Source organism: Proteiniclasticum aestuarii (assembly GCF_017368455.1).
Taxonomy (GTDB): domain Bacteria; phylum Bacillota; class Clostridia; order Clostridiales; family Clostridiaceae; genus Proteiniclasticum; species Proteiniclasticum aestuarii.
This window is the reverse complement of record NZ_JAFNJU010000005.1, coordinates 136,154-154,092: the sequence shown is the minus strand read 5'-3', so window position 1 is coordinate 154,092 and position 17,939 is coordinate 136,154. Positions and strand designations below refer to the sequence as shown.

The window sequence follows — 17,939 nt, the reverse complement described above, 5'->3', positions numbered from 1 at the left end:
TCCTAGAATTCTTCGGGCTCTGCATCTGAAATGATGGTTTCCCAGCCTTCCAGATCATTGACATAATTTCCCAGGATATAGTACTTCTTTGCCTCATGCTCCGCAGTCACCTTGAGGTTCACCACCGCTTTATACACGATGGTCGTATACCCTTGGGTATTCACCTCCAGCACCACGTCTGCCGTCTCCCCATGGGATAGGACCACAGCACCTTCTTTCAGGGCTTCTTCCCTGAACGTCTCGATGTCTCTTGAGAGCTGATACTTCAAAGTCTCCACATCATCATAGAATTTTATGCCAATACTCTTCCCATTATACTCCTCTTTCACCCTTTTGATAAGGTCTATAAAGGAGCCGTAATAGATCTCCTGGAAGAACTTGGGTTTACGGATGCTGTAGAGATTCTGAATGAGATTGTTGTCGATCCGGTCCGTGACGGCATAACTGCCTTCCTCATTATAGAAGTTGGCCTGCTCCTGGTCCGAAACACCCGCCACATAGTTGTAGTAGCGTACCTCTCCGTCCATATCGTGGATCTCGAACACATAATCCGGTTCATGAGAAATGATCTCTTCCACTTTCTTCGCAGTGGAAAGACTCTCATAAAGTCCGCTTATGGTGCTCTTGTCCGTGACGATGAATCTGAACCCCTTATCCCTTGTACTCTGAATGATGATCTTACTGATCTCCTGGGATTTCAGGTATTCAAAGTCCGTATTCTTGAACCCGTATTTCACCTTCAGAGACTCCAGTCTTGTACAGCCGCCGAGAATCAGCACTGCAAGAACAAGAAGAATCAGTATATTTCTCTTACTTGGCTTCACCACTATTCATCTCCTTGATGGTATTGGCAAGATGTGCAAACCTTTCAACGGTCAGGGTCTCTCCTCTTGCTTTAAGATCGATGCCCGCTTTCTCCAGAGCCTCTTCGATGAATTCCCTGGAGTAGCCCATGGCCTTTAGATTGTTGGAGAGGGTCTTTCTTCTCATATTGAAGACCTGGCGGACGAGTTTGAAAAAGAGGGCTTCATCGGTGACCTTCGCCCTGGGCTCAGAGAGCTTCGTCAGTCTGATGACGGTGGAATCCACCTTGGGTCTTGGTATGAAAGACTCCGGAGGAACCGTCCTTATGATCTTCGAGTCGCAGTAGTACTGAACCAGCACCGACAGTGCGCCATAGTCCTTGGTGCCTGGGCCTGCGTTCATACGCTCCGCCACTTCCTTCTGGATCATGATGGTAAGGGACTGGAAGTCCGTCTTGTCGTTGAGGATCTTCGTGATGATGGGTGTGGTCACATAGTAGGGCAGATTCGCCACAAGCTTTATGGATGCTCCATCGGCAATCTCCCCTAGATCCACCTTGGTGGCATCCTCATGCAGCAGCGTGAAATGCTCATAGCCCTTCAGCTCTTCTTTCAGAATCGGAATGAGCTTTTCATCCAGCTCTATGGCCGTCACTTTACCAGCCGCTTCCAGAAGACCCCTTGTAAGGGTGCCCACCCCAGGTCCGATTTCAATGACATGGTCTTCCTTTGTGATTTCCGCCCCTCTGATGATATCCTTCACAATGTTCATGTCCACCAGGAAATTCTGTCCCAGACTCTTGGTGAAACGGAACCCGTATTTTTCCACAATCTGTTTTGTTGTATTACTCATACCTATACTCCTCAAAATTACTTACGATGGCTTTTTCGAATTCTTCCTTGGAAACCTTGTAGGCATTCAGTCTGGACAGGAAGGAGGACGTATTGCCGTACCCGATGCCTAAAGCCTTCCCCAGAATCTGCCTTCTCTTCTTCGAATCCTTCGCACCGGACAGTTTGAAGAAGACCATGTCTCTGGTGCTGAACAGCACTGCCTTGTCTTCCACCACCGCCTTCGCATTTTCCAGCGCCCGGATGATGGCGGCGGCATCGGCATTCTCCACACCCACATTACCGTTCTTCGTACCTTCGTCTCTCATGATGTAGGCATGTTTGGCATCGGGCACTCTCTTCGCGATCATTCTTCTGATTCTTTCCCCTGCATGGTCCGGGTCGGTCAGAATGATGACACCGGTTCTTTTTGCAGCTTCTCTGATCTTGTTCATGGAATCCTCATTGATTCCGTATCCGTGGACTGCAAGGACCTCCGCATCCACCGCTTTCTTCACAGCGGAGATATCGTCTTTGCCCTCCACCACAATCACTTCTTTTATCATAATATTATCACCTTCAAAATTTCTACCCCTTATTATAACAGAAAAACCATTATACATGAAAAAAAGGAACAGACAAGTTTTTCCACTTGACTATTCCCTGATTTCTTTCTGAATCAACGCATCTCTATCCTAGTTCAGGATATAGATGGTCACGTTTCTTCTTCCCCAGTTCAGTGCTGCACTGACGGAGTTCATATAAAGATCCACTCTGTTGCCCTTGATGGCTCCACCGGTATCTTCTGCTATGGCATAACCGTAGTTTTCCACGTAGACCTTCGTACCATAAGGGATGACTCTTGGATCCACCGCGATGGTAGACCATCCGCCTTCCACTCTTCTCGGTACGGTTCCTGTTGCAGTGATGCCATCCAGTGCATAAGCTGTGGCTTCCACAGTGAATGCCTTGGAATAACTCAGACTGCTCGGAATCGCTCCACCTCTGGATGCGACGATGGATGATGTGGATGGTTTCTTCACTGTCTGAACCACTTTGGTTCCTACAGCCACGATCTTGTCCACAGGCTCCTTGATCACTTCTTCGGAAAGCTCTACAGATGCGACTTCCACGCCGTCTTCATAGGTGATTTCCTTAGTGATCTTCTTTTCGCCCTTGACACCTTCCTGCTTCACTACCGTCTTGCCTTTGTACATGGTGCTGTCTTTCTTTTCCTGAACACCGAAAGCGATGCTCTGGATTTCTTCAACGACTTCAGATGTCACTCTGACGATGGACATCTGAAGTCCTGCAATGACACGCTCTTCCAGTGCCACGGAGAACTTATCCTTTTCGTTGAAGGGAATCTTTTCCGCTTCCAGAAATTCTCTTACCGTTTTCTCCGGTGTCAGATACGTCTGGGTCTCCCCATCTGCAGTGAGCTCCACTGCAACTGCTCTGTCGATCCTCATGCTCATGCCGCTGACGATCTGTGCATCAAGGTCCACGGACACTTTGTCCTTTTCATAGAGCGTCACATCCTCAGCTTTCAAGAAAGCTCTTACAGTTTTTTCCGGAGTCAGATAAGACTGCACTGCTCCATCGGCAATGAGTTCCACTGGAACTGCCCGATCGATCTCAATCTTGTCCGTCTTTGCTAACACATCAGATGTATTTCTGCTGACTCTATCTTTCTTTTCTATGGTGATGCCGTTTTCTTCTAAAACTTCATCCACGGTATTTTTAAATGTTGATACTACTTGCTCTTTTCCATCGATAACAATAGTAACGTGTTTCTTCATGCTATTCACAGTTATGGATACAGCGAGTATAACCACCGCTGCGAATAATGAAATGAAAACACTCTTTGAAAAAAATCTTTTCATATTACCCTCCTTTGAGCTACGGACATATTATAGCTAGGGGTAATATAAGTGTCAAAAAACAGCGATAACCTTTGTATTTCAATGGGTATCGCCGTTTAAACTCTTAAATATGAATAATTTGTTAACGCGCAACTTCACAATCTCCATCCTTGTTTTACAAGGAAAGTAATCGTTTCATATTCTCGGCCGTGATTTCAAGAACTTCCTCTCTTGTGAGTCCTCTGATTTCCGCAATCTTCTCCGCCACCCCATACAGGTAATCGGACCGGTTTCTCTTGCCTCGGTAAGGTACAGGTGCCATATAGGGTGCATCTGTTTCGATGAGCATCCTCTCCATGGGGATTTCCTTCACCACCTCCGGAAGCTTTCTGGCGTTTTTGAAAGTCAGCACGCCGGATACGCCGATGTACCCTCCGATCTTGATGATCTCTCTGGCCATTTCCACACTTCCTGAATAGGAATGAAATACCGATACTACATCTTTATATTCTTTTGCGATGGCGAGAATATCCTCATGAGATTCCCGATCGTGTAAAATGATAGGAAGTTCAAGACTTTTCGCAAGTTCATACTGATCTCTGAGCACACGGATCTGCACCTCCCTGGGTGGATTGGAATCCCAGTAGTAATCCAGGCCCACTTCTCCTACTGCCCTGAATTTTTCCCCTTTCAGGATTTCGGTGAGTTCTTTTCTCACCTCTTCGTTGTACTCCTCTGCATGTTCCGGATGAATTCCCACTGCTCCATAGATAAAATCGTATTTTTCCGTCAGCTCCACGGTCCTTTTCACGGACGTATAGTCCGAAGACATATTAAGAATTGCTCCCACTCCATTATTCTTCAAATCCTGAAGAAGCATATCCCGATCTTCATCAAACTGTTCATCGTCATAATGGGCATGAGAGTCAAAAATCTGTGCCATTTTTCATCCACCTTTCCGTTTTATCGATTCCTGGACTTATGAAGTGAAAACTTTACATTCATGAACGAATTGTAAACAATTAGCGCGAACGTTCATTGTTTATACATACATGCATCAAACCCTCTGTTTCCAATGGTTACAGCAGTTATGAAGACGTCTTTACAGCTTTAAACTTTCTAAATCCAGCGATTTTTGTAAGATTTCTGTCATAATCCACGTGATTTTTTATAGTAAATCCCTATCCGAATCATATGTTTTTCCAGGTCAGAACCTCTTACTCTTTCAGTGTAACATGAATCGAACCTTCAATAAACACTAAGCGGATCTCTGAAAACACCGACAGATGGTTCCAGATGATCTTTCCAATTTTCATCAGCGATTATATCTTGACGCGATATATCACGTTATGATATAATTACTGTATCGAACCTTGATATAACAACTTGTGATATAGGAGGGTGCCAATGGATACGGATTTATTAATGAAGCAGTTTTTACCCATGACGGAAAGCGCTTACTACATTCTTCTCAGTCTTCATGAGCCTAGACACGGATACGCCATCATGCAGCATGTGGAGGAAATCACCGATGGAAGAATCCGGATCGGTCCGGGGACCATTTACGGAACGCTGTCGAAACTGGAAAAAGAGGAACTGATTCTGCAGAAGGCTGAGACGGATCGAAAGAAAATATACAGCCTCAGCGAGAAAGGCAAAGCGGTCCTTCAGCTGGAACTGAAAAGACTGCAGGAACTGGTCCAAAACGGACGCAGAGAAATGGAGGTGCAACGATGAAACATATCAAAACTGTCTGGTACTGGTGGTGGGGATGGAATCCTACTCACATGGAGACTATGCTCGAAAGGATGGAAGCCGCAGGCTGGAAACTCTTTCAGGTGGATTTCTTCGGAATCCGCTTCCGGTTCACCAGAGGCAAGGAAGAGACCGTCCGGTACTCTGTGGACTATCAGCCTGAAATCGAGGAAGACTATCTGTCCATTTTCGAGGAGGATGGATGGCAGATGAAATGGAGCGGAGGCGGCGGATGGTATCTATGGAGAAAGCCCTACACGACGCAGAAGCCTGAAATTTTCACTGAAAACAGCTCCCTCATCGAGCGGAACAACCGCCTTCTGAAGCTTCTGACCCCACTGTTCTACATGCTTCTCTTCATTTTCGTGATCCTTCTCATTGCTGGATATGAAAAATTCCAGTGGCTGATCTGGGTCTATGTCATCCTCATCGGGCTCTATGTCTATATGCTGACGCAGCTCCGAAAGTATAATCAGAAGCTGAAAAGCGAAATCAGAGAATGAATATCCATTCCTATATATAAGAAGAGATGAAGTTGAGCGCATAATCTGCTCCACTTCATCTCTTTCATTTACTATCATTTACTTTCTTTTAGCTGACTACAGTTCCTTCTTCCATATCCTGGTCCAGCCCTACAAGAGCCAGCGCGTCCTTGGTTGCTGCCGCAAGAATCATGCCCTGGGAGACTTCCCCTCTCAGCTTCGCACTCTTCAGGTTGGCTACCAGAATCACTTTCTTTCCGATGATGTCCTTAGGATCGTAATACTCTGCTATCCCTGAAATGACCTGTCTGACTTCATTGCCCAGATCCACTTTCAGTTTCAGTAGCTTCTTGGCGCCTTTCATAGGCTCGCATTCAAGAACCTTGGCCACTCTGAAATCCAGCTTTGCGAAGTCCTCGATGGTGATTTCCTCTTTCAGAGGTTTGATTTCTTTCTTGGGCTTTACTTCTTCCTGTAGGGAAGCCAGTTCCTCCAGCTTCTTTTCCACATCGATTCTAGGGAAGATGATTTCTCCCTTGCTTACCTTGACACCAGACTTTGTGGCGCCAAAGGATGCAGTGCTTTCAAAGGTGATGTCTTCTGCACTGATCTGCGTGCGGATCTTCTCTGCGGTGGTTGGCAGGAAAGGTTCCACAAGGGCCGCCACAATGCGTAGAGACTCGATGAGATTGTACAGTACGCCGCCCAGTCTTTCCTTCTGCTCTTCGTCTCTTGCAAGAATCCAGGGTGTTGTTTCATCTATATACTTGTTCGCACGACCAATGAGGGTCCAGATGTGACTGAGCGCTTCCGGAATCTTCAGCCCGTCTATGGCATCGGATACGAGCTTTGGCGTTTTCTCGCATAAGAAGATCAGTGACGCGTCAAACTCTCCCTCGATCTTCTTCTCCGGTATGATCCCTTCGAAGTACTTGTCCACCATGGATACGGTACGGGATAGAAGATTGCCCAGGTCATTGGCCAGGTCCGAATTGATCTTCTTGATGAAGGTCTCGTTGTTGAACAGACCATCGCTGCCGAATGGAATTTCTCTCAGCAGGAAGTATCTCACTGCATCCACACCGAAGTGGTCCACGAGAACTACAGGGTCTACCACATTCCCTTTGGACTTGCTCATTTTACCTCCGTCCACCAGAAGCCATCCATGACCGAAGACCTGCTTAGGCAGCTCCACGTCCAGTGCCATGAGCATGATGGGCCAGTAGATGGTATGGAATCTTAAGATGTCCTTTCCGATGAGATGCACATCCGCTGGCCAGTACTTCTTGAAGAAATCATTCTCTTCACTTCCATATCCCAGAGCGGTGATGTAGTTGGAAAGCGCATCGATCCAAACATAGACCACGTGCCCCTCATCAAAGGTCACCGGAATGCCCCAGTCGAAGCTGGTTCTGGAGACACAAAGGTCTGTAAGTCCTGGTCTCAGGAAGTTATTGAGCATTTCATTCTTTCTGGATTCAGGCTGGATGAAATGAGGATTGTCTTCTATATGCCTAATGAGTCTGTCCGCATACTTGCTCATTTTAAAGAAGTAGGCTTCTTCCTTGGCTTTTTCCACCGCTCTTCCGCAGTCCGGACATTTGCCGTCCACCAGCTGGGAATCGGTCCAGAAGGATTCATCCGGTGTGCAGTACCATCCTTCATAGACACTCTTGTAGATGTCTCCCTGGTCATAGAGCTTCTTGAAGATATCCTGTACCGCTTTGATATGGTAATCATCTGTGGTTCTGATGAATTTATCATAGCTGATGTCCATGAGCTTCCACAGGTCCTTGATGCCCGCAACAATATGATCCACATAGGCCTTCGGCGTTACGCCTTTTTCTTCTGCCAGCCTCTGGATCTTCTGTCCGTGTTCATCGCTTCCTGTAAGAAACATCACGTCATAGCCGTCTTTTCTTTTGTATCTTGCCAGTGCATCCGCCGCAACGGTGGTGTAGGTATTCCCGATATGAAGATTTGCGGATGGGTAGTAGATCGGGGTGGTGATGTAATAAGTTTTACTCATTCTTGATTTCCCTCCTATAATATAAAAAATCTCTATGGCTGTAAGCCATAGAGACGCATTCAAAACGTGTTACCACTCTAGTTCGCATCCTCCTCGCGCAGGAATGCCTTATAAGGTGACGTGATCACCTAAGCCATGTAACGGTGGCAACCGTGCATCTTAAGCTATTCAGATGCAGGACTCCAAGGCCATCTTCCGAAACTTCTTTCCTGCCTCTCTTTCACCATGCGTAGGCTCTCTAAAAGGATTCCATCCCGTACTCTTCTCTTCTTCGTCCTTCAGTTATATCGTATTTCATTCTAGCAAAGAATCAGGGAATATGCAATGCATCTCTTCAGGTTTCAGCCCCAGAGATTTTTCAGAGATTTTCCAAAATTTCAGTTGAAACCCCCTCCTCACTTTATTTATCGTAAAAACCTATGGATATTTGATCCTTCCTGTACTATAATAGTCTTTGTACGGGGGCGTAGCTCAGCTGGGAGAGTGCCACACTGGCAGTGTGGAAGTCGTGGGTTCGAGTCCCATCGTCTCCACCATACGATCTTGAAGAAATCCAGAACCATGCATGTGGTATCCGGGTTTCTTTTTTAGGAAATATCTTCATATTTCTTCATGCTCAATCACTTCATAGCATGGTCCTGAACTGATGAAAGAGAGCAGTTTGAAGTCCTCATGATTTTTATAATATTTTTTATAAGAAGTAGTTGAAAAATCTCTTATAAAGTTGTATTATGTAATAGTTGACTTATGCAGATATGGCGGAATTGGCAGACGCGCTAGCTTCAGGTGCTAGTGGGGGCAACCTCGTGCAGGTTCAACTCCTGTTATCTGCACCAGCAGAGAAAGACTTCATTTTTAAAATGAAGTCTTTTTTCATGCCTTCTATTCGACAGACAGCCTCAATAAAAAAGCAGCAGAGATCTCCCCTGCATCAGCATGGGCAATCTCTGCTGTTTCATTTTCTGTGATTCTTCTTCTATCTCTTGGCCAGGAACTCCTCCACTTCATCGGGTGTGATCATGATGTCCTTGGACAGATTCTCACAGCCGTCCTTGGTGATGAGAATATCATTTTCCAGTCTGATTCCGATGCTCTCTTCCTCTATATAGAGTCCAGGTTCCACCGTGATGACCATGCCTTCTTCCAGAATCACATCACGCTTGCCCACATCATGGGTATCCAGACCCAGATAATGGGAAGTGTTATGATAGTAGTACTTTCTGACTTCCTCATCCTTCTCTATGAGTCCCAGCACTTTCAGCTCCCTGGCATAGATCTCATGGACCAGTTCGTTGATTTTGCTGTAGGGAACCCCAGGCCTTAGCATCTTCAGCACTTCATCATGGGCCTTCAGAACAAGCTCGTAGAAGATTCTCTGCCTTTCGGTGAACTTTCCGCTCACAGGGAAGGTTCTGGAAATATCTCCATGGTAATATTCATACTGGGCACCCAGGTCCAGAAGCACCATCTCATTTTCCTTCACTTCCTGGTTGTTGGCCACATAGTGCAGCACCGTGGCGTTATGACCACCGGCACAGATGGTGGTGAAGGCGAAATCCTTTCCTCCACGGGACTTCACAGTGAAATCGAAATAGGCTTCCATCTCGTTTTCCTTCATACCGGCCTTCGCATGCTTCATGAGATTCAGGATGCCTTCCCCGGTGATTTCGATGGCCTTTCTGATCTTATCCACCTCTTCCTTGGATTTGATGACACGCAGGCTGCAGATCTCATTATAGATATTCTTCACCTTCACCTGTGGATACTTCGCTAAAATTTCTTTGGCGAAAGCCACTCCTCTGGTGTCCAGGGAATCGTAGCTGTCCTTCTCCAGATCCAGATAGATTCTGCAGAGATCCTCCTTGGCGATGGCCAGGTTCAGGAATCCTTCGAAGGTGTCTAAGAACCTGATATCCTCTACGCCGGATACTTCCTTGGCTTTCTCTTCGGAAATGGTTTCTCCAACCCATTTCACCATCACAGGATCTCTCCTTTTGATGAAAAGGCTCTCTGTGATCTTTCCTTCCTGCTTCTTCACAGCAAGAATCACATGTTCCTCATCAATTCCTGTCATATAGTAGAAATTCCGGTTCGGTGTGAACTTATAGGCTTCATCTGCCGTCTTCTTCGGTGCCTGCCCGGCAAAAAGAAGAAGCATGGAATTGTCTTTCATCATTTCACCGATTCTGTTTCTTCTGCTTACATGAAAATCTTTCATTCTATTCCTCCTCAGGGATATTTTCAGTCTCTTTCTTGATTGTAACATACTATATGAGAAGGCTTAACAGGCAAGACGATATTTTCTGCACTTCATGAAAAGGTTCTGTAATCCTGCCCTTCATGATGAAATAGAAGAAATATACCCCTTCTGAAAAACAAATTGCTTTCAGAGCATGAAATCCATCTCAGAATCCGTATATTTTCTGGCCCCGTTGAAAAGTTCATTTCCATTGTTTACAATAGAACTAGGCAAAGTAGGAATAACCGCGTGAAGTGCCAGTAGGACGGGAAGTTGCCGCTGGACGAAAAACCCATGGAGGTTTACGGTGTTTATTCCGCATTCCGTTGCCACAGAAGAGTCTTCTCTTTGTGTGGTTCATTCACCAATAAGGGAGGTCATTTTTTATGGAAAAAATGATAAGTTTATTCAAGTTGTCCGCACAGGAGATGAAAAAAACCAGAGTCATCGCTCTGGGCGGCATGTTCATCGCCATCAGCGTTGTGCTGTCTCTGTTCAAGGTTCCACTGGGACCAACCCTTCAGATCAGCTTCGCATCTCTGCCCATCGCCGCAGGCGGTATGCTGTTCGGCCCTTTCGTAGGGGCCATCATCGGATTCATCAGTGATATTCTGGGCTACATCGTCCGTCCCCACGGATTCTTTTTCCCAGGCTTCACCCTGAACGCCATCCTCATAGGCATGTTCTTCGGGTTCTTCTTCTACAGAAAGAAACTCACCTTCATGAGCGTCATTCTAAGCTCCCTCCTGATCACGGTGGTGATCAATCTGGGACTGACCACCCTCTGGCTGAGCATGATGTACGGCGATGCCTTCATTGCGCTTCTTGGTGCAAGAGTGGTCAAGAACCTCATCGAGTTTCCCGTCTACACTTCCCTTCTTTTCATGGTCCTGAAGCTGGTGGAAAGGCTCCGGGAGAGAATGAAGACGCTGGGTTAGACAAACCTGTGCAGGAAAATGCCAGAGCATATACAGTAAAGAATCTTAATAGAAGATACCGGCTTTCAAAAGATGAAAGCCGGTATCTTCTATTATGCTATATATCCAAGTACATTCCTTACTCGATTTCCAGGAACTTTTTTAATCTATTCCACAGCCACCAGCTGAACATTGATGATGTATTCCTCCTGATCAAAACTGTCCAGAAGTTCCTTCACGCTCATGCCCATTTCCGAAGTATCGATGGTGAGGTTGACACTCGCCGCATTGTTGATCGGAATATCCTGATTGATGGTAATTATGTTAGCTTTCGCCTCTCTCAGCTTTTCAAGAATTCTCGAAAGCACCCCTGCTTCATGACTGATGAGGAAGGAAAATGTGGCTTTTCTCCCCTTGCTCCCTTCCGAAAGCAGAAACACATGGTCCTTGTACTTATAATAAGCGCTTCTGGAGATGCCCACCGCTTTTACACCCTCACTGATATCCTTGACCTTTCCCGTATGAATCAGTGTTTTGACTTCCAGCACCTTGGAGAAAATCTCAGGGAGGATCCTGCTGTTTACAATATACAGTTCATCGTCCATTAAATCACCTTCTTCTTCACATTTTTCATTATCTGTCAGTGATGCTAAGCTTCACTCTCAGCTTCTCCAGCATGTCGATCGTCATGGTTTCCAGATTGTATCTGGTCTTGAATCCCCACTCCTCGATGGCAGCCGAATAGTCGATGCTGTCTGGCCAGTTGTCCGCAATACCCTGTCTTACAGGATCCACCTTGTAGGTCATCTTGAAGTCCTTGATATGCTTACGGATTTCCCCTGCGATCATCTCAGGATCGAAGGACATGGCGGAAATATTGAATGCGTTTCTGTGGATCAGTTTCGATGGATCCGCTTCCATCAGCTGGATGATGGCATCCAGCGCATCGGGCATGTACATCATGTCCATGAAGGTACCTTTATCGATGTAGGATTCATAGGATCCCTTCTTCAGGGCATCATAGTAGATGTCCACCGCATAGTCTGTGGTTCCGCCACCAGGAGGCGTCACATATCCGATGAGGCCAGGGAATCTGACACCTCTGGTATCCAGACCGAATTTCTGGAAGTAGTAGTCACAGAGAAGTTCTCCGGATACCTTGGTCACGCCATAGATGGTGGTCGGTCTCTGAATGGTATCCTGAGGCGTTGCAACCTTTGGTGTACTCGGTCCGAAGGCTCCTATGCTGCTTGGCGTGAAGAACTGTGTATTGTTTTCACGAGCCACTTCCAGTGCGTTGACAAGACCGCCCATATTGATGTTCCAGGCAAGCTGCGGGTTGGCTTCAGCGGTGGCTGATAAGAGCGCTGCCAGATGAATGATGGTATCCACCTTTTCCTTCTTGACGATGTCCGCCATATTCTGGGCGTCCAGCACATTCAGTATTTCAAATGGCCCCGCCAGCAGCGGTGAATCTTCATCCGGTCTTCTTATGTCTGTTCCGATGACGTTATCCACGCCATACTGCTCTCTTAATATGGTGGTCAGCTCTGATCCAAGCTGTCCCATGGCTCCTGTGATGAGTATTTTCTTCATGCTCTGTCTCCCTTAAATTACACCTAATTCTTTTCCGACTTTTTCATAGATTCTTACTGCTTCCATGAGCATCTCTCTTGTATGCTCAGCAGTCGGCATGTTTCTCACCCTTCCTGTACCTAGTGGCACTGTAGGGAATACGATGGATTTCGCGTAGACGCCTTCTTCATTCAGTCTCTTCGAGAACTTCTGAGTGAGGTTTTCATCCCCAATGATCACTGGCGTGATCGGTGTTTCTGAATGTCCGATGTCAAATCCCAGATTCTTCAGCTCTTCTTTCAGGAACCTTCCGTTTTCCCAGAGCTTTTCATGAAGAGATGGATCTTCTTCCATGATGGTGATGGCTTCAATGCAGGCAGCTGCATTGGCTGGGGTCAGTGATGTGGAGAAAAGGAAAGGTCTGGCTCTGACTTTCAGCCAGTCGATGAGATCCTTCGTTCCTGCCACATATCCGCCTACTACACCGATGGCCTTTGACAGTGTGCCCATCTGGAAATCGATGTCCTTGGCATGACCGAAGTGCTTCACGGTACCTGCTCCTTTGCCCATGACACCTGAACCATGCGCATCGTCTATATAGGAAATGAGATCCAGTTCCTTGCAGACTTCCACGATTCCGTCGATGTTCGCCACGTCTCCATCCATGGAAAAGACACCGTCACTGATGTACATGATCTTTTCATACAGACCGGATTCTATGGCCTCTTTTCCCTTTGCTCTTAAGTCATCCATATCCTGATGCTTCACGCGGATGATCTTCGCACCGGATAATCTGCATCCGTCAATGATGGAAGCATGATTCAGTTCATCCGAAAGAATCGCATCCTTCTTGGTCATGACAGCGGAGATGGCCCCCATGTTGCAGTTGAATCCGGACTGGAAGGCGATGGCCGCTTCCGTTCCCTTGAACTTCGCGATCTTCTCCTCCAGCTCCACATGGATGTCCATGGTTCCGTTGATGGTTCGAACAGCGCCGGCACCCACTCCATATTTGTCCGTGGCATCCTTGGCGGCTTTCTTCAGTCTTTCATTGCCTGCAAGCCCCAGATAGTTGTTGGAGGAAAGATTGATCAGCTCTCTTCCATTTATCTTGATCTTTGGTCCGTTACTTCCTTCTAATACGTCAATTTCATTATAGAGTCCCTTTTTCTTCAGGTCATCCAGATTTTCTGTCAGGAATCTCTCCAGTAGTTTACTCATTTCATAACCTCCTGTGTTCTTCGTGTATTTACAAATAGTTCTATTTGTCCATATACTTTATTATAGCAGACAGGGAAAAGTTATAAAACCTCTCCCGAAGAATTTGACTGTTTATTAAGAAATCCTTTACACAAAAGGGCAGAATGACAAAAAGAGCAAGGTCCTATCATAAAAACTGATATCCCTTACTCTTTCTCTGTTTTTCTCAGTTCGTGTCTGAGCTTGATGATCTGCTTCAGTTCGGACACTGAGAGATTATTCTCCTTGTTTCTGTGGAGGATGCCATGACAGTTCTCACAGATGGGTATGAAGTCTTTCTCGATGTCATATTCCTCCATATGGTTTTCATCCCGTATGATGTGATGAATCTGGATATATCCTCTGGCCACATCTCCATAGTAATTTTCATAATTGAATCCGCAGATGGCGCAGCTCATGCCTTTCAGCTTAAGCACCTTCATTCGGATGTCCGGATCGTTTTCGAATCTGGCTTTCACGCCGTAGATGAACTTATCCGCATGAAGCATGTACTCCCTGGCATCTCTTTCCACATCTTCCGGAAAGATGATGTCGGCATTGAAGGTTTTCCTGTCGATCTTTTCCAGCCTTAAAAGCGGCGTGCTCTCTTCCCTGATTTCATAGCCATAGCTCTCAAATACATACTTGGCAGTGACGTTGCTCAGCTCTCTTGTGAGGTCTTTGCCCCACCTGAGCTTTCCCCTGAGCCTCTTGTAATCATCCAGATACAGTACACCATAAAATTCGGTCTTGTTGTAATGGATGGTGATGTCCCATCGGTCATGCTTTTCCATCTCATGAAAATGGAAGAAGTCTCTCAGGTAGTTGGGAATCCTGATCTCACCATAGGTCAGAAGCGATTTGTCTATTCTTTTGATGATGATCTGCTCATCAACGACTTCGAAGGAATTGAACGACTTCTGCATGGGAATCCCACCACCTTTCCTGTTTATTTAGACCAGAGTTTCAGACTCCTGGGCTGGACCTGAAATCAGCGCACATTTTCTCATGAACTTGCCACCTGTCCGATCCCCTGTTTTTTCAAGGGGTTCCGGTGATATATCAACATCATTCTCTCCAGAAAGGAGAAAAATCGATATAAAATTCTGTCTATTTTCTATTATAAATTATTACAATGCTTTTCTCCACCAATATAATAAACTTTTTTACTTAGCCCAGTTTTCTTTGTTGCATTAAATGAATCTTAGTGCTAACATAATGAAGAATTATTCCTAAGGGAGGCTAACTAGTGAATTTAAATGAAGTAATGAAATTCGTGGAAAGTGAATATATAGTCATCAACAACACCCCGTGCGAAATCTGCGGTGGCGATTTCCTGACAGAATCTGTAGGACTCACCTTTGAGAACGGGAAACCTGAAAATATTACACACTGTGTCTGTGAAAACTGTGGTCATGAAAGAGAATTTTCTTTCAGAGCACCTTTCATCGGCGCCATGAATCAGGAACCAGAACAGGAAGAATTAAATTAGAGGTGAAGCATGAAAAAAGAAATCATTGATGCCATCAACAAGGATATCGAAGATGCACTGACAGAAGTAACAGACATGGAAGCGATTCTAGGAGAAGGACCGGAGCAGGAACTCATCAAGGAAAAGTTCAGAACCCTATCAGAGAAAGTATCCAGTCTTGAATCCCTGCTGAAGAAAGAGGGAATCCTCTAATTGGAAACAGAATGCATCTGCATTCTGTTTTTTTTGTTGATAAATTTTATCATACGTGGTTAACTGAAGCTATAGTTAATCAACATAAACGAAGGACAGGTGAAACCCATGCTATTAGAAACAGGCTGCAACTGCTCATGTGATAACTGCCGGAAAAACGGCGTCACATGTGTGGATAAAATCAGTCTCTTTGATTCCCTATCCACGGAGCAGAAAAATCTCATTCTCTCGAAATCCATCCACAGAAACTATGATAAAGGTGAGATCATCTTCTCTCCTGGTGATCCTGGAGACAATCTCTATATCATCAACAGCGGAGAAGTGAAAATATACAAGCTGTCCAGCCAGGGAAAGCAGCAGGTTCTCCATGTGCTGGGACCCAAAGATTTCCTGGGCGAACATGCGCTCTTTGACCAGAAGCCCATCATGAACACCGCGGAAGCCATGAAGAAGACCAGCATCTGCATCCTCAAAGGCTCCGACATCAGGGATCTCCTCATGGAGCATCCGGAGATGGGGCTGAAGATTCTGGCCCAGTATGCCAAGAAGAATGTGCAGGTTCTGGACATCGTGGAATCCATGGGCCTTTACGATGTGGAGCAGAGAATCGCGAAGTATCTACTGGACCTCTCCAGAGAGTTCTCCATGAATGCCTTCCGGCTCCCCTTCAGCAAAGGGACCCTGGCCAGCATCATCGGAACCTCCCAGGAGACACTCTCGAGAAAGCTCTCCAGCATGCAGGAGGAAGGAATTCTGGCTCTTTCAGGTCAGCGTAACATCGAAATCCTCGACATGGAAGCACTGGAGGATATTCTGGAAGGCTGATCCTTTTGACACACTCCCTGTCACGAATACGACCATATTAAAGGGCATTCGTACCATCAGCGTACGAATGCCCTATTTCTTTTCTTCAGTTCTTCCTGTTCTTGTTTCCCTTCAAGGACTTCTATCGTTTCTCATAAGGCTATGACAAGGGTGGTATTCACTGGATTATCACTATAGGGATGCTGCAAGCTCTCCCACAAGATCATACTCCATGGCTTCTCGGATCACGACCTTCACAAAAGATCCGACCATGAGTTCCTCTTTCGATTCGATGAAGACCATGCCGTCAATTTCCGGTGACATCTCATAGCTTCTGCCATAGTATCCGTTCTCATCCAGGCCTTCCACCAGCACTTCGTAGACTCTTCCGATTTTCTTCTCATTGACTTCTCTGCTGACTTCCTGCTGTCTTCTCATGATGAGGTCCAGTCTCTTTTCCTTGTCCGCCTTCTTCACCTGACCCTTCATGAGGGCCGCTGCGGTGCCTTCCTCCTTGGAATAGGTGAACACGCCCAGCTTATCAAACTTCACATCCTTCACGAAGTCATAAAGCTCAGTAAACTCCTCTTCCGTTTCCTGCGGGAATCCCACAATGAGAGACGTTCGAAGCACAATCCCAGGCACTTCCTTCCGGAGCTTTTCAATGAGGGTCAAGATGCCCTCCTTGGTGGTTCTTCTGGCCATTCTTTTCAGCACACCGTCACTGATGTGCTGAATGGGCAGATCCAGATACTTCACCACTTTCTCGTTGTCTCTGATTTCAGCGATAAGTGCATCATCAAACTCTTCCGGATAGAGATACAGCACTCGGATCCAGCGGATGCCTTCGATCTCCTTGAGCTTCTGCAGCAAAAGCGTCAGGCTCTTCTTCCCGTAGAGGTCAGTGCCGTATCTTGTGGTGTCCTGTCCCACCACGATGATCTCCGATACGCCGCCTTCTGCCAGGATCTTCGCTTCTTCCAGAATGTTCTCCATAGGTCTGCTTCTGTATTTTCCGCGGATCTTCGGAATGATGCAGTAGGTGCAGAAATTGCTGCAGCCCTCCGAAATTCTAAGGTACGCCGTCTGACCGAATCCTGTGGTGAGGACACGCTCCCCTTCATTGATTCCTTCTTCCAGGTAATCGATGGCCATGATCTTCTCTCTGGTTTCGATGAACTTCTCCACATACTGGTCCAGGAATCCGTAATTGTTCACCCCTAGAATGATATCCAGCTCCGGCATGAGCGTCAGAAGCTCCTCTCCGTACCTTTGGGTCAGGCATCCTGTGGCCATGAGAAGCTTACAGTTATGATGCTTCTTGTAGTCCGCCATTTCCAGAATGGTATCGATGGATTCCTGCTTGGCGCTTTCAATGAAGCCGCAGGTATTGACGATGATGATCTCCGCTTCCTTCGGATCCTCTGTGATCTCATATTTATTCTTCAGCATACCCAGCATGATTTCCGAATCCACACGATTCTTGTCACAGCCGAGACTGATCAGTCCGATTTTATATTTTCCCAAATCTCTCTTCTCCCCGTTTCCCTCTTACTCATAGTGCATGCGCTGTTCTCTTTCATTTCAGTTCCGGTATATTATATCTTTAATTTCTGGAATTGCCAATGCTTCTCTTCAAGAAGTCTTTCCACTAAGCCTGCTAAACTCTTAAAACAGGTGAACCTTTGAAAAAGCCATCCGGTGAAGCCTGATCTG

18 protein-coding genes, 2 tRNA genes, 1 riboswitch and 1 other annotated feature are annotated in these 17,939 nt (G+C 46.2%); of the genes, 8 read left to right on the top strand and 12 right to left on the bottom strand.

The genetic code is table 11. From position 1 onward, the window contains the following. Positions 1 to 2: 2 nt before the first annotated feature. The 5 genes from J3A84_RS08075 to J3A84_RS08055 all read right to left on the bottom strand — a co-directional run bounded on the left by J3A84_RS08075 (position 3) and on the right by J3A84_RS08055 (position 4,442). Positions 3 to 827 carry a YhfM domain-containing protein gene (locus J3A84_RS08075; RefSeq protein WP_207599501.1) on the bottom strand — a complete coding sequence of 275 codons (825 nt, stop codon included), beginning with the start codon at positions 825 to 827 and terminating at the stop codon, positions 3 to 5. Then, positions 811 to 1,656 carry a 16S rRNA (adenine(1518)-N(6)/adenine(1519)-N(6))-dimethyltransferase RsmA gene (rsmA, locus tag J3A84_RS08070; RefSeq protein WP_207599500.1) on the bottom strand — a complete coding sequence of 282 codons (846 nt, stop codon included), beginning with the start codon at positions 1,654 to 1,656 and terminating at the stop codon, positions 811 to 813. Before rsmA ends, J3A84_RS08075 begins: the two co-directional genes overlap by 17 nt. Continuing rightward, positions 1,649 to 2,200: a ribonuclease M5 gene (gene rnmV, locus J3A84_RS08065; RefSeq protein WP_207599499.1), complete on the bottom strand. Its 552-nt coding sequence runs from the start codon at positions 2,198 to 2,200 to the stop codon at positions 1,649 to 1,651. The genes rsmA and rnmV overlap by 8 nt, the downstream gene beginning before the upstream one ends. 129 nt (positions 2,201 to 2,329) lie before the next feature. After that, entirely contained in the window at positions 2,330 to 3,520 is a 1,191-nt protein-coding gene (locus J3A84_RS08060) for a resuscitation-promoting factor (protein WP_207599498.1), read from the bottom strand. A 154-nt stretch (positions 3,521 to 3,674) separates the two neighbouring features. Then, a complete protein-coding gene (locus J3A84_RS08055; protein ID WP_207599497.1) occupies positions 3,675 to 4,442 on the bottom strand; it encodes a TatD family hydrolase in 768 nt (255 codons plus the stop codon). Between the two features lie 464 nt (positions 4,443 to 4,906). Between J3A84_RS08055 and J3A84_RS08050 the strand changes: the two genes are divergently transcribed. Continuing rightward, a complete protein-coding gene (locus J3A84_RS08050) occupies positions 4,907 to 5,236 on the top strand; it encodes a PadR family transcriptional regulator (RefSeq protein ID WP_207599496.1) in 330 nt (109 codons plus the stop codon). Next, the gene (locus J3A84_RS08045) at positions 5,233 to 5,757 is read left to right on the top strand and encodes a DUF2812 domain-containing protein (protein ID WP_207599495.1); all 525 of its coding nucleotides are present in this window, start codon (positions 5,233 to 5,235) and stop codon (positions 5,755 to 5,757) included. The genes J3A84_RS08050 and J3A84_RS08045 overlap by 4 nt, the downstream gene beginning before the upstream one ends. A gap of 88 nt (positions 5,758 to 5,845) precedes the next feature. Here J3A84_RS08045 and metG read toward each other — a convergent pair whose 3' ends face one another. Then, entirely contained in the window at positions 5,846 to 7,765 is a 1,920-nt protein-coding gene (gene metG / locus J3A84_RS08040) for a methionine--tRNA ligase (RefSeq protein WP_207599494.1), read from the bottom strand. A 46-nt stretch (positions 7,766 to 7,811) separates the two neighbouring features. Further along, positions 7,812 to 8,046, bottom strand: a binding site (T-box leader). Positions 8,047 to 8,225: 179 nt separating this feature from the next. On the opposite strand from metG, the gene J3A84_RS08035 reads away from it, so the two are divergent. Both J3A84_RS08035 and J3A84_RS08030 read left to right on the top strand, forming a co-directional pair. Then, positions 8,226 to 8,301, top strand: a tRNA-Ala gene (locus tag J3A84_RS08035). A 213-nt stretch (positions 8,302 to 8,514) separates the two neighbouring features. Then, positions 8,515 to 8,601: transfer RNA gene (locus tag J3A84_RS08030), tRNA-Leu, on the top strand. 140 nt (positions 8,602 to 8,741) lie between these two features. On the opposite strand, the gene J3A84_RS08025 is transcribed toward J3A84_RS08030, so the two are convergent. Then, positions 8,742 to 9,983 carry an aminopeptidase P family protein gene (locus J3A84_RS08025; RefSeq protein ID WP_207599493.1) on the bottom strand — a complete coding sequence of 414 codons (1,242 nt, stop codon included), beginning with the start codon at positions 9,981 to 9,983 and terminating at the stop codon, positions 8,742 to 8,744. 250 nt (positions 9,984 to 10,233) lie between these two features. Continuing rightward, positions 10,234 to 10,335, top strand: a riboswitch (THF riboswitch). 55 nt (positions 10,336 to 10,390) lie between these two features. Between J3A84_RS08025 and J3A84_RS08020 the strand changes: the two genes are divergently transcribed. Continuing rightward, complete coding sequence (locus J3A84_RS08020; RefSeq protein WP_207599492.1) at positions 10,391 to 10,942, top strand: folate family ECF transporter S component; 552 nt, start codon at positions 10,391 to 10,393, stop codon at positions 10,940 to 10,942. A gap of 146 nt (positions 10,943 to 11,088) precedes the next feature. On the opposite strand, the gene J3A84_RS08015 is transcribed toward J3A84_RS08020, so the two are convergent. From J3A84_RS08015 to J3A84_RS08000, 4 genes are all read right to left on the bottom strand, one after another. Beyond that, on the bottom strand, positions 11,089 to 11,526 hold the full coding sequence (locus J3A84_RS08015) for an ACT domain-containing protein (protein WP_207599491.1): 438 nt from the start codon (positions 11,524 to 11,526) through the stop codon (positions 11,089 to 11,091). Between the two features lie 28 nt (positions 11,527 to 11,554). Continuing rightward, positions 11,555 to 12,517, bottom strand: coding sequence for an L-threonine 3-dehydrogenase (locus tag J3A84_RS08010; RefSeq protein ID WP_207599490.1), 963 nt, complete (start codon positions 12,515 to 12,517; stop codon positions 11,555 to 11,557). A 12-nt stretch (positions 12,518 to 12,529) separates the two neighbouring features. Beyond that, the gene (locus J3A84_RS08005) at positions 12,530 to 13,717 is read right to left on the bottom strand and encodes a glycine C-acetyltransferase (RefSeq protein ID WP_207599489.1); all 1,188 of its coding nucleotides are present in this window, start codon (positions 13,715 to 13,717) and stop codon (positions 12,530 to 12,532) included. Between the two features lie 185 nt (positions 13,718 to 13,902). Beyond that, a complete protein-coding gene (locus tag J3A84_RS08000; RefSeq protein ID WP_207599488.1) occupies positions 13,903 to 14,661 on the bottom strand; it encodes an HNH endonuclease in 759 nt (252 codons plus the stop codon). Between the two features lie 323 nt (positions 14,662 to 14,984). On the opposite strand from J3A84_RS08000, the gene J3A84_RS07995 reads away from it, so the two are divergent. The 3 genes from J3A84_RS07995 to J3A84_RS07985 all read left to right on the top strand — a co-directional run bounded on the left by J3A84_RS07995 (position 14,985) and on the right by J3A84_RS07985 (position 16,244). Continuing rightward, positions 14,985 to 15,227, top strand: a complete 243-nt coding sequence (locus J3A84_RS07995) for a metal-binding protein (RefSeq protein WP_207599487.1) — start codon at positions 14,985 to 14,987, stop codon at positions 15,225 to 15,227. Positions 15,228 to 15,236: 9 nt separating this feature from the next. Continuing rightward, the gene (locus J3A84_RS07990; RefSeq protein ID WP_207599486.1) at positions 15,237 to 15,419 is read left to right on the top strand and encodes a hypothetical protein; all 183 of its coding nucleotides are present in this window, start codon (positions 15,237 to 15,239) and stop codon (positions 15,417 to 15,419) included. A 171-nt stretch (positions 15,420 to 15,590) separates the two neighbouring features. Next, positions 15,591 to 16,244, top strand: a complete 654-nt coding sequence (locus J3A84_RS07985; RefSeq protein WP_207599485.1) for a cyclic nucleotide-binding domain-containing protein — start codon at positions 15,591 to 15,593, stop codon at positions 16,242 to 16,244. A gap of 171 nt (positions 16,245 to 16,415) precedes the next feature. Here J3A84_RS07985 and rimO read toward each other — a convergent pair whose 3' ends face one another. Beyond that, positions 16,416 to 17,750: a 30S ribosomal protein S12 methylthiotransferase RimO gene (gene rimO, locus J3A84_RS07980; RefSeq protein ID WP_207599484.1), complete on the bottom strand. Its 1,335-nt coding sequence runs from the start codon at positions 17,748 to 17,750 to the stop codon at positions 16,416 to 16,418. Positions 17,751 to 17,939 lie beyond the last annotated feature (189 nt).